Genomic DNA, 15,391 nt, shown 5'->3' with positions numbered 1-15,391 from the left:
AAAAATATGGTATAATAGTAGTAATTTAATAGATGGAGTTGAGTTTTGAAGAAAAGCTTTCGTGTAAAAAGAGAGAAAGATTTTAAGGCGATTTTCAAGGACGGAACAAGTTTTGCCAATCGAAAATTTGTTGTCTACCAATTGGAAAACCAGCAAAACCATTTTCGAGTAGGACTGTCCGTCAGCAAAAAGCTGGGGAATGCAGTTACCAGAAATCAAATTAAAAGACGAATCCGGCACATTCTACAAAGTGTAAAAGGGAGTTTAGTAGAGCATGTTGATTTTGTTGTGATTGCCCGAAAAGGGGTGGAGACCTTGGATTATGCAGAGATGGAGAAAAATCTACTCCACGTATTAAAGTTATCAAAGATTTACCAGGAAGGAAATGGGAGTGAAAAAGAAACTACAGTTGATTAGTTTGTTGGGTTTGTCCTTAGTTATCATGACAGCCTGTGCAACAAATGGTGCAGCTAGCGATATAACAGCAGACTCGACAGACTTTTGGAGCAAATTCGTCTATTTTTTTGCTGAAATTATCCGCTTTTTGTCCTTTGACATTAGTATCGGAGTGGGGATTATCCTCTTCACAATCTTGATCCGGACGATTTTATTGCCAGTCTTTCAGACACAGATGGTTGCCTCTAGAAAAATGCAAGAGGCTCAACCACGCATCAAGGCTTTGCGAGAGCAATATTCGGGTCGTGATATGGAAAGTAGAACCAAGCTAGACCAGGAGATGCGCAAGGTTTATAAAGAGTTGGGGATTAAGCATTCATCCTCTCTCTGGCCAATTTTAATACAAATGCCTGTCCTCTTGGCGCTCTTTCAAGCCTTGAGTCGAGTAGACTTTTTGAAAACAGGTCACTTTTTATGGATTAATTTGGGAGGAGTAGATACAAGTTTTGTCCTTCCGATTTTGGCGGCAGTCTTTACCTTCTTGAGTAGCTGGTTATCGAATAAAGCTTTGTCTGAAAAAAGTGGAGCTACGACAGGGATGATGTATGGTATGCCTGTATTGATCTTTGTTTTTGCCATCTCCGCCCCAAGTGGTGTAGCCTTGTACTGGGCCGTATCCAATGCTTACCAAGTTTTGCAAACCTATTTCTTGAACAATCCTTTCAAGATTATTGCTGAAAGAGAAGCAGTGGCGCAAGCAGAAAAAGATTTAGAAGGCAAGAAGAGAAGAGCTTTGAAAAAAGCACAGAAAAAGAAAAAATAAGGAGGAATCTGGTAATGGTATTATTTACAGGTTCAACGGTTGAAGAAGCAATCCAAAAAGGATTGAAAGAATTAGACATTCCAAGAATGAAGGCCCACATCAAGGTCGTTTCGAAAGAGAAAAAAGGATTCTTAGGCTTGTTTGGTAAGAAGCCAGCTCAAGTTGATATCGAAGCCATTAGTGAAACGACAGTGATCAAAGCCAACCAGCAGGCCATTAAAGGGGTTCCAAAAGAAGTCAATGAAAAAAATGAACCCGTGAAAACAGTAAGTGAAGCAACTGTTGATTTGGGGCATGTAGTTGAAGCGATTAAGAAAATTGAAGAAGAAGGTCAAGGTGTCTCTGAAGAGGTCAAGGCTGAAATCTTAAAAAATGAAAAGCACGCCAGCACGATTTTGGAAGAAACAGGTCATATTTCAATTTTAAATGATTTGGAACCAGAGGATACTACCGAGGAAGTGGACTCTGCTCCAGAAAAAGAAACTGAAACGCAGGAAGCAACAAGCCAATCTTTGGAAGATTTAGGCTTGAAAGTAGAACCAAGTTATGACATCGAACAAGTGGCAACTGAAGTAGCTAGCTACGTTCAAACCATTGTAGATGATATGGATGTTGAAGGGACGATTTCAAGTGACTACAATCGCCGCACCATCAATCTTCAAATTGACACGAATGAACCAGGTCGTATTATCGGTTATCATGGTAAAGTTTTGAAGGCCTTGCAACTATTGGCTCAAAATTATCTTTATAACCGCTATTCAAGAACCTTCTACATCACAATCAATGTCAATGATTACGTTGAGCACCGTGCAGAAGTCTTGCAAACCTACGCTCAAAAATTGGCGACTCGCGTTTTAGAAGATGGACGTAGCCAACAAACTGATCCAATGTCAAATAGCGAACGCAAGATTATCCATCGCATTATTTCACGCATGGATGGCGTGACGAGTTACTCTGAAGGTGACGAGCCAAATCGCTATGTTGTCGTAGATGCAGAATAAGCAAAGCAAAATCAGGTTCGTCCTGATTTTTTGTTAGGAAAGGAAAGATTCAGATATGCTGAAAGCAGTTAGAGAATACCTATCATTTGCAGGAGTCCAGTACCGTAATCCTGATAAAGCTGGCGATGAAAGAGAAAAGATGCTGGAATTGCGTCACAAAGGCCAAGAGGCTCGGAAGTCTTTTACAGAACTGGCCAAAACCTTTCAAGCTAGTCATCCAGAATGGCAATTGCAACAGACTAGTCAGTGGATGAACCAAGCGCAACGCTTGCGGCCGCATTTCTGGGCCTATCTTCAGAGAGACGGACAAGTGACAGAACCTATGATGGCTCTTCGTTTGTATGGAACACCTGCTGACTTTGGGATTTCTTTGGAAGTCAGTTTCATTGAGCGCAAGAAAGACGAACAGACCTTAGACAAACAAGCCAAGGTTTTAGATCTTCCAGTGGTAGAAGGAATTTATTATCTAGTCTACTCAAATGGGGAAAGTCATAAGGTGGAGGCTACTGAGGAGAATCGTCGTACTTTACGCGAGAAGGTGAGAAGTCAGGAAGTTCGTAAAGTCTTAGTCAAGTCAGATGTTTCCCTCATTGAGAATCAGTCAGTAGAAGCGATATTGGAGGAGCTAGAAGATGCTTATACTCGCTTGCTCCCTTACTATGAGGTGACGAGGGAATAGACAAATCAAATGTGTTAGATGAACGCAAATTGTTTTATTGCTATTCTATGCATTTTTTCATATAATAGTAAAATAGGATGTGTGATTCATTAATCACCTCAAAGAGAAAGGAAATTCTATGTCAAATCTATCTGTTAATGCAATTCGTTTTCTGGGTATTGACGCCATCAACAAAGCAAACTCAGGTCACCCAGGGGTGGTTATGGGGGCTGCTCCTATGGCCTATAGCCTCTTTACAAAACAACTTCGTATCAATCCAGCTCAACCAAACTGGATCAACCGCGACCGTTTTATTCTTTCAGCAGGACACGGTTCAATGCTTCTTTATGCCCTTCTTCACCTTTCTGGTTTTGAAGATGTTAGCATGGATGAAGTCAAGAACTTCCGCCAATGGGGTTCAAAAACACCGGGTCACCCAGAATTTGGTCATACAGCAGGGGTTGACGCTACAACTGGTCCTCTAGGACAAGGGATTTCTACTGCTACTGGTTTTGCCCAAGCAGAACGTTTCTTAGCAGCCAAATATAACCGCGAAGGCTTCAATATCTTTGACCACTATACTTATGTAATCTGTGGCGACGGAGATTTAATGGAAGGTGTTTCAAGCGAGGCAGCTTCATACGCAGGTTTGCAAAAACTCGACAAGTTGGTTGTTCTTTATGATTCAAATGACATTAACTTGGATGGTGAGACAAAAGATTCCTTCACAGAAAGTGTTCGTGACCGTTACAATGCCTACGGTTGGCACACAGCCTTGGTTGAAGATGGGACAGACTTGGAAGCAATCCATGCGGCTATCGAAACAGCTAAAGCTTCAGGAAAACCATCTTTGATTGAAGTGAAGACTGTTATTGGATACGGTTCTCCAAACAAACAAGGAACTAATGCTGTACACGGTGCTCCTCTTGGAGCAGATGAAACTGCCGCAACTCGTCAAGCCCTCGGTTGGAACTATGAACCATTTGAAATCCCAGCTGAAGTATATGCTGATTTCAAGGAAAATGTTGCAGACCGTGGCGCATCAGCTTATCAAGCTTGGACTAAATTAGTTGCAGATTATAAAGAAGCGCATCCAGAACTGGCTGCAGAAGTAGAAGCCATTATCGACGGCCGTGACCCAGTTGAGGTGACTCCAGCAGACTTCCCAGCCTTAGAAAATGGTTTCTCTCAAGCAACTCGTAATTCAAGCCAAGATGCTTTGAACGTTGTCGCTGCCAAGTTGCCAACTTTCCTAGGTGGATCAGCTGACCTCGCTCACTCAAACATGACTTATATCAAAACGGATGGACTTCAAGACGACGCTAATCGCTTGAACCGCAACATTCAGTTTGGTGTTCGTGAATTTGCAATGGGAACGATCTTGAACGGGATGGCCCTTCATGGTGGACTTCGTGTATACGGTGGTACTTTCTTCGTCTTCTCTGACTATGTAAAAGCAGCTGTCCGCTTGTCAGCCTTGCAAGGACTTCCTGTGACTTATGTCTTTACTCACGATTCAATCGCAGTTGGTGAAGATGGTCCAACTCACGAACCAGTTGAGCACCTAGCAGGTCTCCGTGCTATGCCAAATCTGAATGTTTTCCGCCCAGCAGATGCGCGTGAAACTCAAGCGGCTTGGTACCTTGCCGTGACAAGCGAAAAAACACCAACTGCCCTTGTCTTGACACGTCAAAACTTGACTGTCGAAGAGGGAACAGACTTTGATAAAGTTGCGAAAGGTGCCTATGTTGTCTATGAAAATGCAGCTGACTTTGACACTATCTTGATTGCAACAGGTTCTGAGGTCAATCTCGCTGTCGCAGCTGCCAAAGAATTGGCTAGCCAAGGTGCAAAAGTCCGTGTAGTCAGCATGCCATCAACAGATGTCTTTGACGCACAAGATGCAGCATACAAGGAAGAAATCCTTCCAAATGCAGTCCGCCGTCGTGTTGCAGTCGAAATGGGTGCAACTCAAAACTGGTACAAATATGTTGGTCTTGATGGTGCAGTTCTCGGTATTGATACCTTTGGAGCATCTGCCCCAGCACCAAAAGTATTGGCTGAGTACGGATTTACAGTTGAAAATCTAGTCAAAGTCGTTCAAAACTTGAAATAATCACAAAAATCAGAGTGAAAACTCTGATTTTTTATAACCATAAAAACAAGGCACAACCTTGTAAAAATAGGTGAAATTTGATATAGTAGTTTTATCGGAATTACAAAGGAGAAAATACTATGGAAAATATTAGTCCAAATTTAACATTTTTAATCATGCTTGTAGGTATGTTTGCCTTGATGTTCTTTATGCAGCGTTCTCAAAAGAAACAAGCTCAAAAGCGTATGGAAAGCTTGAACAAGCTTCAAAAAGGCTATGAAGTGATCACAATTGGTGGACTTTACGGAACAGTGGATGAAGTAGATACTGAGAAAGGTACAATCGTACTGGATGTAGATGGCGTTTATTTGACTTTTGAATTGGCTGCGATCAAGACCGTTTTGCCACTCAAAGAAGCTGTGACACCAGAAGGAACAGTTGTTGACGAAGGCGGAGCAATCGAAGAATAAAACGGGATCCTATCACTCCCGTTTTTCTATGATATGAGAGGAAAAGGGATGAAAAAAATAGTATTTGTGTGCTTAGGAAATATCTGCCGCAGCCCCATGGCAGAGTTTGTGATGAAGTCCATGACGAGTGATTATCAAGTTGAGAGTCGTGCAACTTCGTCTTGGGAACATGGTAATCCGATTCATAAGGGAACGCAGGCGATTTTCCAGCAGTATCAGATTCCGTATGACAAAGATAAAACATCGCTTCAGATTGGCAGAGAGGACTTTAAATCGTTTGATTACATTATCGGTATGGATGTTTCGAACGTTTCAGATCTGCGTCACATGTGTCCTCAGGAACTACAATATAAGATTTACTCTTTTGCATCTGAAAGTGTCCCAGATCCTTGGTATACAGGAGATTTTGAGGAAACCTATGCTCGTATCACAAGTGGATGTCAAAGCTGGCTAGATCGATTAGAAAATGAGAGTGACAATGGAAAAGCTTAAACAATTTTATGAGAAGTGTAGAGTTTACCTAACTCGCCCTAGGTTAGAGCTCATTGCAGTGGTCGTAATGGTACTCTGTGCTCTTTCGGTATTTCTGCTAAATACGCCTAAAAAGGGTGTCCTGACACTTGATGGTGGAGCTCTTGTTTATGATGGCACCTTGGTACGAGGGAAAATGAATGGTCAAGGAACCCTGACCTTTGAAAATGGAGACCAATATACAGGTGCTTTCAATAATGGTGCCTTTAATGGAAAAGGGACTTTCCAATCAAAAGATGGCTGGAAATACGAAGGTGATTTTGTAAATGGTCAGGCTGAAGGTCAAGGGAAGTTGACTACAGAGCAAGAAGTTGTTTATGAAGGGACCTTTAAACAAGGCGTTTTTCAACAAAAACAGTAGTCTCCAAGTTAGGAGACTATTTTCAAAATCTAAAAAGAAAACGCTTTCTGTGCTTAAATTCGGTAAATAACTCTCAACTAGAAAAACTTTGTGAAATAAAAAAATTTTCTCCATAATTTCACAATTATCCAAGCAAAACTCTGTTGCGTAGCCATATTGAGAAAAAAATCACAATATCAGGAAATTTCTTTGTGAAATGTTTATGAAACTGTTTACAAAGCATAAAAAAAGAGTTATAATAAACTTGTGAAAAAATTAACAAAGGATAAAATCCTTAAAGGCTATGGAGGATAATATGGCTGATAAAAAAACAGTAACACCAGAGGAAAAACAACTTGCTGCTGAAAAGCATGTCGATGGTCTCGTGAAAAAAGCCTTGGTTGCGCTTGATGAAATGCGCAAGTTGAACCAAGAGCAAGTTGACTACATCGTGGCAAAAGCTTCGGTTGCAGCACTTGACGCGCACGGTATCCTTGCACAACATGCAGTTGAAGAAACTGGTCGTGGAGTATTTGAAGACAAGGCAACAAAGAATCTATTTGCCTGTGAGCATGTAGTGAACAATATGCGTGGAGTTAAAACAGTTGGAGTTATTGAAGATGATCCAATTACAGGTTTGACAAAGATTGCGGAGCCTGTCGGTGTAATCTGTGGTGTCACTCCGACAACAAACCCAACTTCAACAGCGATTTTCAAATCCTTGATTGCTTTGAAAACACGTAATCCAATCGTGTTTGCCTTCCACCCATCAGCTCAAGAATCTTCTGCTCACGCAGCACAAATCGTTCGTGATGCAGCTATTGCGGCTGGAGCACCTGAAAACTGTGTTCAATGGATTACAGAACCATCTATGGAAGCAACTGGAGCGCTTATGAACCACGAAGGTGTTGCAACTATCCTTGCAACTGGTGGTAATGCCATGGTTAAGGCTGCGTACTCATGTGGGAAACCAGCTCTTGGGGTAGGTGCCGGAAACGTTCCTGCTTATGTAGAAAAATCTGCTGACCTCCGTCAAGCTGCTCACGACATCGTTATGTCTAAATCATTTGATAATGGGATGGTCTGTGCATCAGAACAAGCCGTTATCATTGATAAAGAAGTATATGACGAGTTTGTAGAAGAATTCAAATCATACCACACTTACTTTGTAAACAAAAAAGAAAAAGCACTTCTTGAAGAATTCTGTTTCGGTGTAAAAGCTAATAGCAAAAACTGTGCAGGTGCTAAACTAAATGCAAATATCGTTGGTAAACCAGCAGCATGGATTGCTGAACAAGCAGGATTTAGCGTTCCAGAAGGAACAAACATCTTGGCTGCAGAATGTGCAGAAGTAGGACCAAAAGAACCGTTGACTCGTGAAAAATTGTCACCAGTTATCGCTGTCCTAAAAGCTGAAGATACAGAAGACGGTCTTAAAAAAGCTCGTCAAATGGTTGAGTTTAACGGACTTGGTCACTCAGCAGCTATCCATACAAAAGACGAAGCTCTTGCTAAACGCTTTGGTACAGAAATCAAAGCAATGCGTATTATCTGGAACTCTCCATCTACTTTCGGTGGTATCGGTGACGTATACAATGCCTTCATTCCATCATTGACACTTGGATGTGGTTCATATGGACACAATTCAGTCGGTGATAACGTGAGTGCGATCAACCTTCTAAACATCAAGAAAGTAGGGAAACGTAGAAATAATATGCAGTGGTTTAAAGTTCCTTCAAAAATTTACTTCGAACGCAATTCTATCCAATACCTTCAAACATGTGAAGATATTGAACGCGTTATGATTGTTACAGACAAATCGATCGAAAAACTTGGTTTTGTTCAACGCATTATTGACCAATTGAACAAACGCAGCAACCGTGTAACTGTCCAAGTCTTCTCAGATGTTGAACCAGACCCAGATATCACAACTGTAGAACGTGGTACTGAAGTAATGAGAGCATTTGAACCAGACACAATCATCGCTCTTGGTGGTGGTTCTCCAATGGACGCGGCCAAAGTAATGTGGCTCTTCTACGAACAACCACAAATCGACTTCCGTGACTTGGTTCAAAAATTCATGGACATCCGTAAACGTGCCTTCCGCTTCCCATCACTTGGTAAAAAAGCGAAATACATTGGTATTCCAACAACTTCAGGTACAGGTTCAGAAGTAACGCCATTTGCCGTTATCTCTGATAAGAAAAACAACCGCAAATACCCATTGGCTGACTACTCATTGACACCAACTATTGCGATTGTTGACCCTGCTTTGGTTGAGTCAGTTCCAGACTTCATCGCTGCGGATACAGGTATGGACGTCTTGACTCACGCGACTGAAGCTTACACTTCAAACTTCGCTAACGACTATACAGACGGTATCGCCCTTCAAACAATCAAACTTGTCTTTGAATGGTTGGAAAAATCTGTTAAGACCGCTGATCCAGAAGCTCGCGAAAAAATGCACAATGCATCTACAATGGCTGGTATGGCCTTTGCCAATGCCTTCCTTGGTATGAGCCACTCAATGGCCCACAAGATCGGTGCGGTTCACCATACTGTTCACGGACGTACAAACGCAATCTTGCTTCCATACGTTATCCGTTACAATGGTACTCGCCCATCTAAGACGACTACATGGCCTAAGTATAACTACTGGAAAGCTGACGAAAAATTCCAAGATATTGCTAGAATGCTTGGTTTGCCTCACTCAACTCCAGAAGAAGCAGTTGAAGCATACGCTAAAGCTGTTTACGAACTTGGTGTTGCAGTAGGCATCAAGATGAACTTCAAGGATCAAGGAATCGATGAAAAAGCTTGGAAAGACAGCTTGCATGAAATTGCCTTGCTTGCTTATGAAGACCAATGTTCACCTGCTAACCCTCGCTTGCCAATGGTAGCTGACATGGAAGAAATCATGGCAGATGCTTACTATGGTTATGCAGAACGACCAGGACGTCGCAAATAATTGTTTATCAGCCTAGAGACAGGAGAAATCCTGTCTCTTTTTTGTAAACTCTGAAAGCGTTGAAATTGGAGTTTCACCTTGAAATGAAGAGGATATGCAGATATTATAAAAGATTCTAGAGATATGCTTTGAAAATAAAAGAATGGATGAATAAAAAGGGGGAGAAAAAGTAGAAAAGCAGGAGAGAAAATCAACGCCCGTACTTGCAATTAAACTCAAATAGTTATATAATAGGTTTGTTGAAAGGTGATTTGTAGTGATTCAAGTTACTCTTTTCACAATAAAATTTTCATGATTTTCATAAGGAGGAAATCACTAATGGTAGTTAAAGTTGGTATTAACGGTTTCGGCCGTATCGGTCGTCTTGCTTTCCGCCGTATCCAAAACGTAGAAGGTGTTGAAGTTACTCGCATCAACGACCTTACAGATCCAGTTATGCTTGCACACTTGTTGAAATACGACACAACTCAAGGTCGTTTCGACGGTACTGTAGAAGTTAAAGAAGGTGGATTCGAAGTTAACGGTAAATTCGTTAAAGTTTCTGCTGAACGTGATCCAGAACAAATCGACTGGGCTACTGACGGTGTAGAAATCGTTCTTGAAGCAACTGGTTTCTTTGCTAAGAAAGATGCAGCTGAAAAACACCTTAAAGGTGGAGCTAAGAAAGTTGTTATCACTGCTCCTGGTGGAAACGACGTTAAAACAGTTGTATTTAACACTAACCATGACGTTCTTGACGGTACTGAAACAGTTATCTCAGGTGCTTCATGTACTACAAACTGCTTGGCTCCAATGGCTAAAGCTCTTCAAGACAACTTCGGTGTTGTAGAAGGATTGATGACTACTATCCACGCTTACACTGGTGACCAAATGATCCTTGACGGACCACACCGTGGTGGTGACCTTCGCCGTGCTCGCGCTGGTGCTGCAAACATCGTTCCTAACTCAACTGGTGCTGCTAAAGCTATCGGTCTTGTAATCCCAGAATTGAACGGTAAACTTGACGGATCTGCACAACGTGTTCCAACTCCAACTGGATCAGTTACTGAATTGGTAGCAGTTCTTGAAAAGAACGTTACTGTTGATGAAGTAAACGCAGCTATGAAAGCAGCTTCAAACGAATCATACGGTTACACAGAAGATCCAATCGTATCTTCAGATATCGTAGGTATGTCTTACGGTTCATTGTTTGACGCAACTCAAACTAAAGTTCTTGACGTTGACGGTAAACAATTGGTTAAAGTTGTATCATGGTACGACAACGAAATGTCATACACTGCACAACTTGTACGTACTCTTGAATACTTTGCAAAAATCGCTAAATAATTCTTGAGTTGATAAAAGCAAGGCCTTCTGGTCTTGCTTTTTTGTATAGAAAAATGGATGATAGTGTCATCCATTTTGTTTTAATTTTGTTTCGAAAGTATCCGAGAGGGCAGTGAAACTCAATTGTTCTAAGGTGAGTGGATGAGTAAAGGAAAGTCGAAAGGCATGAAGCATGAGCCTGCTTACTTTTGAACTAGAGTTATAGAGAGGATCGCCCAGAATAGGGTGGTTATGATGAGAGAGGTGAATACGGATTTGATGTGTTCGACCGGTCTTTAGTTTACAACGGACAAGGGTAGTCTGATTTGGGAATTGCTTTAATCTGCTTACATGTGTTTCAGCATATTGTCCATGTTTTGCATCAACTATTCTTTTTCTACGATCGTGTCGATCACGACCAATTTTATCTCGAAAGACAAGTTCTTTACTCTCTACTCGCCCTTCTATAAGTGCCCAGTACTCACGAGCGATTTCCTTTTTTTCCAACAAACGATTGAGGATGGGTAAGATAAAAGGATTTTTAGCAAAAAGCACTAAACCGCTTGTTTCCATATCCAGGCGATGAACGACATAGCAGGTTTGACCAACGTAGGCAGAGACATGGTTGAGAAGGGCAATTTCACCAGGTTGATTTCCGTGAGTTTTCATGCCTTCGGGCTTGTTGACGATAATGAGATGTTGGTCTTGGTAAATCTCTTGAACGAGGTCTGGATTGCCCCAAAGGATTTCTTTTTTGGGATAATCTTCCTCGTCAAAAGTCAACTGACAAATATCCCCTGGCTTGACCATCTCGTTCCAGTGAACTTGTTTGTGGTTCATTAAGATGTTCTTCTTTATTCTCAAAAAATGGCGGATTTTTCTAGGGATGAGGAGTTGTTCCTCTAGAAATTGTTTGACCGTCATTTGAGGCAAGGATTCGGGTAATGTAAATGTGAATTGCATACAGATATTGTAACAAAAAAAGCCCTATTTGGATAGGGAGTAGCTAAATTCTTGAGTTCCTATGGTGAAGATGATAAAATAAACGCATGAAATTAGATAAATTATTTGAGAAGTTTCTTTCTCTCTTTAAAAAAGAAACGAATGAATCAGCAGAGTCTGATTCGACTAGCATGCGTCGTTCACGGAGCGATAGAAAAAAATTAGGCCATGTAGGTCCGATTCGGAAATTCTGGCGTCGTTATCATCTGACAAAAATCGTCATCATTTTAGGGTTAAGTGCAGGTTTGATAGTAGGAACCTACCTATTTGCGATAGCCAAGTCTACCAATGTCAATGATTTGCAAAATGCCTTGAAAACGCGAACTCTGATTTTTGACCGCGAAGAAAAAGAGGCAGGAGCCCTATCAGGTCAAAAGGGAACCTATGTTGAACTGACAGATATCAGTAAAGACTTGCAAAATGCTGTTGTCGCGACAGAGGACCGTTCCTTTTATAAAAATGATGGGATTAACTACGGTCGTTTCTTCCTAGCTATTGTCACAGCAGGTCGTTCTGGAGGTGGTTCCACCATCACTCAACAGTTGGCGAAAAATGCCTATCTGTCTCAGGACCAGACCGTTGAACGGAAGGCCAAGGAGTTTTTCCTTGCCTTAGAGTTAACAAAGAAATACAGCAAGGAGCAAATCCTTACTATGTACCTCAATAATGCCTATTTCGGAAACGGGGTATGGGGTGTTGAAGATGCAAGTAAGAAATATTTCGGTGTATCCGCTTCGCAACTAACGCTTGATCAGGCGGCCACTCTAGCAGGGATGCTCAAGGGACCAGAGTTATATAATCCTTTGAATTCCATTGAAGATTCAACTAAACGCAGGGATACTGTGTTGCAAAATATGGTTGCAGCGGGCTATATTGATAAAAATCAAGAGACCGAAGCGGCTGGAGTAGATATGACTTCACAACTGCAAGATAAGTATGAAGGAAAAGTTTCGGATTATCGTTACCCGTCCTATTTTGATGCAGTTGTCAACGAAGCGGTTTCCAAGTACAATCTCACGGAAGAAGAGATTGTCAACAACGGCTATCGAATCTACACAGAGCTTGACCAAAACTACCAAGCAAACATGCAGGTTATTTACGAAAACACTTCGCTATTTCCAACAGCAGAAGACGGAACGCATGCCGAATCAGGTAGTGTCGCTCTAGAACCCAAGACTGGTGGAGTGCGTGGAGTTGTTGGTCGTGTAGCTGGTGATGACAAACCAGGCTTCCGCAATTTCAACTATGCCACTCAGTCTAAGCGTAGCCCAGGCTCAACTATTAAACCTTTAGTCGTTTATACACCCGCAGTAGAAGCAGGATGGGCCTTGAACAAGCAACTGGATAATCATACGATGCAGTACAACAGTTATCAAGTAGATAACTATGCAGGTATTAAGACATCTCCAGAAGTACCTATGTATCAGGCCTTGGCAGAATCACTCAACCTACCAGCAGTTGCGACTGTAAATAAATTAGGTATTGACAAAGCTTTTGACGCTGGGGAGAGATTTGGTCTGAATATGGAAAAAGTTGACCGAGTTCTTGGAGTTGCTCTTGGTGGAGGTGTGGAGACGAATCCTCTCCAGATGGCGCAAGCCTATGCAGCCTTTGCCAATGGAGGTCTAATGCCTGAAGCGCATTTCATCACTCGTATTGAAAATGCCAGCGGTCAGGTCATCAAGAGTCATAAAAACTCCCAAAAACGAGTGATTGATAAGTCGGTAGCTGATAAAATGACCAGTATGATGCTAGGAACATTTACCAATGGTACAGGAATTAGTTCGTCACCAGCGGATTACGTTATGGCTGGTAAAACAGGTACGACTGAAGCTGTTTTCAACCCAGAATATACCAGTGACCAGTGGGTGATTGGTTATACTCCGGATGTGGTAATCAGCCACTGGCTCGGCTTCCCAACAACAGATGAGAACCATTATCTAGCAGGTTCGACTTCTAATGGCGCTGCCCATGTCTTTAGAAGTATGGCTAATACCATCTTGCCTTATACTCCTGGTAGCACCTTTACAGTTGAGAATGCTTATAAACAAAATGGTATTGAACCAGAAAATACGAAAAAGCAAACCGTTGAAAATGAGACAAACCAGTCTGAGGACCCGATAGGAGATATTCGTAGTCGTGCACAAAATCTTGTAGATGAAGCAGGACGTGCGATTTCAGAAGCTAAGATAAAAGAAAAAGCCCAGACAATATGGGACTCAATCCTTAATCTATTTCGTTAATAGGCTTGTCAAAGCCTAGGTTTCTTGTTATAATAGATAAGATGGAGGCGTTATGGCACTAAAAAAAGCAAGCCTAGCTTGTGCAGTTTGTGGTTCAAGGAATTACTCAATCAAAATTAGTGGGAACCCCAAGCCAACACGACTAGAAGTAAATAAATTTTGTAAACATTGTGGAAAATATACGACACATAGAGAAACGAGATAGGAGAGAACGATGGGTTTTATTAAGGATATTTTTAAACTTCTTAAAGAAACAACTTGGCCAACTCGCAAAGAAAGCTGGAGAGATTTTCGCTCTATTATGGAATACACAGCCTTCTTTGTGGTCATCATTTACATTTTTGACCAGTTGATTGTTTCAGGTTTGATTCGATTTATTAACATTTTTTAGAAGAGAAGCGGAGAACTTCTGCTAGCTTTCTTCTATATATGTATGAAAGGAAATATCATGGATAGTTTTGACAAGGGATGGTTTGTTCTACAAACTTATTCTGGCTATGAAAATAAGGTAAAAGAAAATCTATTGCAACGTGCACAGACTTATAACATGTTGGATAATATTCTACGCGTTGAGATTCCAACACAAACTGTGCAAGTTGAGAAAAATGGAAAGAAAAAAGAAATTGAAGAGAATCGCTTTCCGGGTTATGTCCTTGTAGAAATGGTCATGACAGATGAAGCATGGTTCGTTGTTCGAAATACACCTAACGTAACAGGATTCGTCGGTTCACACGGTAACAGATCAAAACCAACTCCACTATTGGAACAGGAAATCCGTGATATTTTGGTTTCAATGGGACAAACTGTTCAAGAGTTTGATATTGATGTTGAAGTTGGCCAGACAGTCCGCATTATTGATGGTGCTTTTGCAGACTACACAGGTAAAATTACTGAAATTGATAACAACAAAGTGAAGATGATTATCTCTATGTTTGGTAATGATACGATTGCAGAAGTGAATCTCAACCAAATTGCAGAATTATAACCCCAGAGAGGCTTTGCCTCTCTTTTTATGTGCCGTTGAGGAAGGAAGAAGTATAAAACAGAGGAAGTAGACCCATGGGCTCGCGCATTTTGCTAAACTAAATGCAGAAAGGAGAGGTCTATGAATCTAAAAGACTTATATGAAGAAAGTAAGGGAATTGTCCATAAGTGTCGCAAAGATTATCATTTGCATCTGTGGGAGAAAGAGGACTGGGATCAAGAAGGCATGTTATGCCTATATGAGCTGGTGACTCGCAACCCAGAGTTACTAGAGGGCGAGCGCCATCAACTTTATGTTTGCTTTAAAACAAAATTTAGAAATCGTATTCTAGATTACATCCGTAAGCAGGAAAGCCACAAGCGTCGTTTCGACAAAGAACCCTATGAAGAGGTGAGTGAGATTAGCCATCGTCTAGGAGAAAAAGGACTCAGGCTGGACGATTATTATCTTTTTCACGAACTTCTAAAGAATTACAAATCAAAGCAGAGTATGGAAAAACAAGAGCTAATAGACCGTCTCATGGGAGGGGAAGTCTTTAGAGGACGTAAAGCTCTCCTGAGAGAACTTTCCTTTA

Annotated in this window: 16 protein-coding genes; 15 read left to right on the top strand and 1 reads right to left on the bottom strand. The window is 41.3% G+C overall.

The genetic code is table 11. The annotated features are described in order from the left end of the window. The first annotated feature begins 45 nt into the window (after positions 1–45). The 10 genes from rnpA to gap all read left to right on the top strand — a co-directional run bounded on the left by rnpA (position 46) and on the right by gap (position 10,608). Positions 46–417, top strand: coding sequence for a ribonuclease P protein component (gene rnpA, locus HMPREF1115_RS09050; RefSeq protein ID WP_000748118.1), 372 nt, complete (start codon positions 46–48; stop codon positions 415–417). Then, positions 392–1,219 (top strand): membrane protein insertase YidC, encoded by an 828-nt coding sequence (locus HMPREF1115_RS09045; protein WP_002882513.1) that lies wholly within the window; start codon positions 392–394, stop codon positions 1,217–1,219. The genes rnpA and HMPREF1115_RS09045 overlap by 26 nt, the downstream gene beginning before the upstream one ends. Positions 1,220–1,233: 14 nt before the next feature. Further along, complete coding sequence (gene jag, locus HMPREF1115_RS09040; protein ID WP_000242588.1) at positions 1,234–2,220, top strand: RNA-binding cell elongation regulator Jag/EloR; 987 nt, start codon at positions 1,234–1,236, stop codon at positions 2,218–2,220. Between the two features lie 55 nt (positions 2,221–2,275). After that, entirely contained in the window at positions 2,276–2,899 is a 624-nt protein-coding gene (locus HMPREF1115_RS09035; RefSeq protein ID WP_000910058.1) for a hypothetical protein, read from the top strand. 118 nt (positions 2,900–3,017) lie between these two features. Continuing rightward, on the top strand, positions 3,018–4,994 hold the full coding sequence (tkt, locus tag HMPREF1115_RS09030) for a transketolase (RefSeq protein ID WP_000067903.1): 1,977 nt from the start codon (positions 3,018–3,020) through the stop codon (positions 4,992–4,994). A 128-nt stretch (positions 4,995–5,122) separates the two neighbouring features. Beyond that, positions 5,123–5,443 carry a preprotein translocase subunit YajC gene (gene yajC, locus HMPREF1115_RS09025; protein ID WP_025168800.1) on the top strand — a complete coding sequence of 107 codons (321 nt, stop codon included), beginning with the start codon at positions 5,123–5,125 and terminating at the stop codon, positions 5,441–5,443. A gap of 48 nt (positions 5,444–5,491) precedes the next feature. Continuing rightward, the gene (locus tag HMPREF1115_RS09020; protein WP_000724856.1) at positions 5,492–5,935 is read left to right on the top strand and encodes a low molecular weight protein-tyrosine-phosphatase; all 444 of its coding nucleotides are present in this window, start codon (positions 5,492–5,494) and stop codon (positions 5,933–5,935) included. After that, a complete protein-coding gene (locus tag HMPREF1115_RS09015) occupies positions 5,922–6,335 on the top strand; it encodes an MORN repeat-containing protein (protein WP_000413191.1) in 414 nt (137 codons plus the stop codon). The genes HMPREF1115_RS09020 and HMPREF1115_RS09015 overlap by 14 nt, the downstream gene beginning before the upstream one ends. Before the next feature lie 295 nt (positions 6,336–6,630). Next, positions 6,631–9,282: a bifunctional acetaldehyde-CoA/alcohol dehydrogenase gene (gene adhE / locus HMPREF1115_RS09010; RefSeq protein ID WP_000763992.1), complete on the top strand. Its 2,652-nt coding sequence runs from the start codon at positions 6,631–6,633 to the stop codon at positions 9,280–9,282. A gap of 318 nt (positions 9,283–9,600) precedes the next feature. Next, positions 9,601–10,608, top strand: coding sequence for a type I glyceraldehyde-3-phosphate dehydrogenase (gene gap / locus HMPREF1115_RS09005; RefSeq protein WP_000260682.1), 1,008 nt, complete (start codon positions 9,601–9,603; stop codon positions 10,606–10,608). A 66-nt stretch (positions 10,609–10,674) separates the two neighbouring features. Here gap and HMPREF1115_RS09000 read toward each other — a convergent pair whose 3' ends face one another. Next, positions 10,675–11,550 carry an RluA family pseudouridine synthase gene (locus tag HMPREF1115_RS09000; protein ID WP_013670154.1) on the bottom strand — a complete coding sequence of 292 codons (876 nt, stop codon included), beginning with the start codon at positions 11,548–11,550 and terminating at the stop codon, positions 10,675–10,677. An 86-nt stretch (positions 11,551–11,636) separates the two neighbouring features. Between HMPREF1115_RS09000 and pbp2a the strand changes: the two genes are divergently transcribed. The 5 genes from pbp2a to HMPREF1115_RS08975 form a co-directional block, all read left to right on the top strand. Then, complete coding sequence (gene pbp2a, locus HMPREF1115_RS08995; RefSeq protein ID WP_000762590.1) at positions 11,637–13,832, top strand: penicillin-binding protein PBP2A; 2,196 nt, start codon at positions 11,637–11,639, stop codon at positions 13,830–13,832. Between the two features lie 52 nt (positions 13,833–13,884). Next, positions 13,885–14,037 (top strand): 50S ribosomal protein L33, encoded by a 153-nt coding sequence (gene rpmG, locus HMPREF1115_RS08990; protein WP_001809375.1) that lies wholly within the window; start codon positions 13,885–13,887, stop codon positions 14,035–14,037. 9 nt (positions 14,038–14,046) lie between these two features. After that, complete coding sequence (secE, locus tag HMPREF1115_RS08985; protein ID WP_000505776.1) at positions 14,047–14,223, top strand: preprotein translocase subunit SecE; 177 nt, start codon at positions 14,047–14,049, stop codon at positions 14,221–14,223. Positions 14,224–14,280: 57 nt separating this feature from the next. After that, positions 14,281–14,817, top strand: coding sequence for a transcription termination/antitermination protein NusG (gene nusG / locus HMPREF1115_RS08980; protein ID WP_000376728.1), 537 nt, complete (start codon positions 14,281–14,283; stop codon positions 14,815–14,817). A gap of 120 nt (positions 14,818–14,937) precedes the next feature. Continuing rightward, positions 14,938–15,391: hypothetical protein (locus tag HMPREF1115_RS08975; RefSeq protein WP_001049308.1), on the top strand; the 454-nt coding region annotated here is incomplete at its 3' end.

It is taken from the genome of Streptococcus oralis SK610 (assembly GCF_000257455.1).
Classification (GTDB): Bacteria; Bacillota; Bacilli; order Lactobacillales; family Streptococcaceae; genus Streptococcus; species Streptococcus oralis_CB.
The sequence above is the reverse complement of the archived record's forward strand: the minus strand, read 5'-3'. Positions and strand labels throughout refer to the sequence as shown.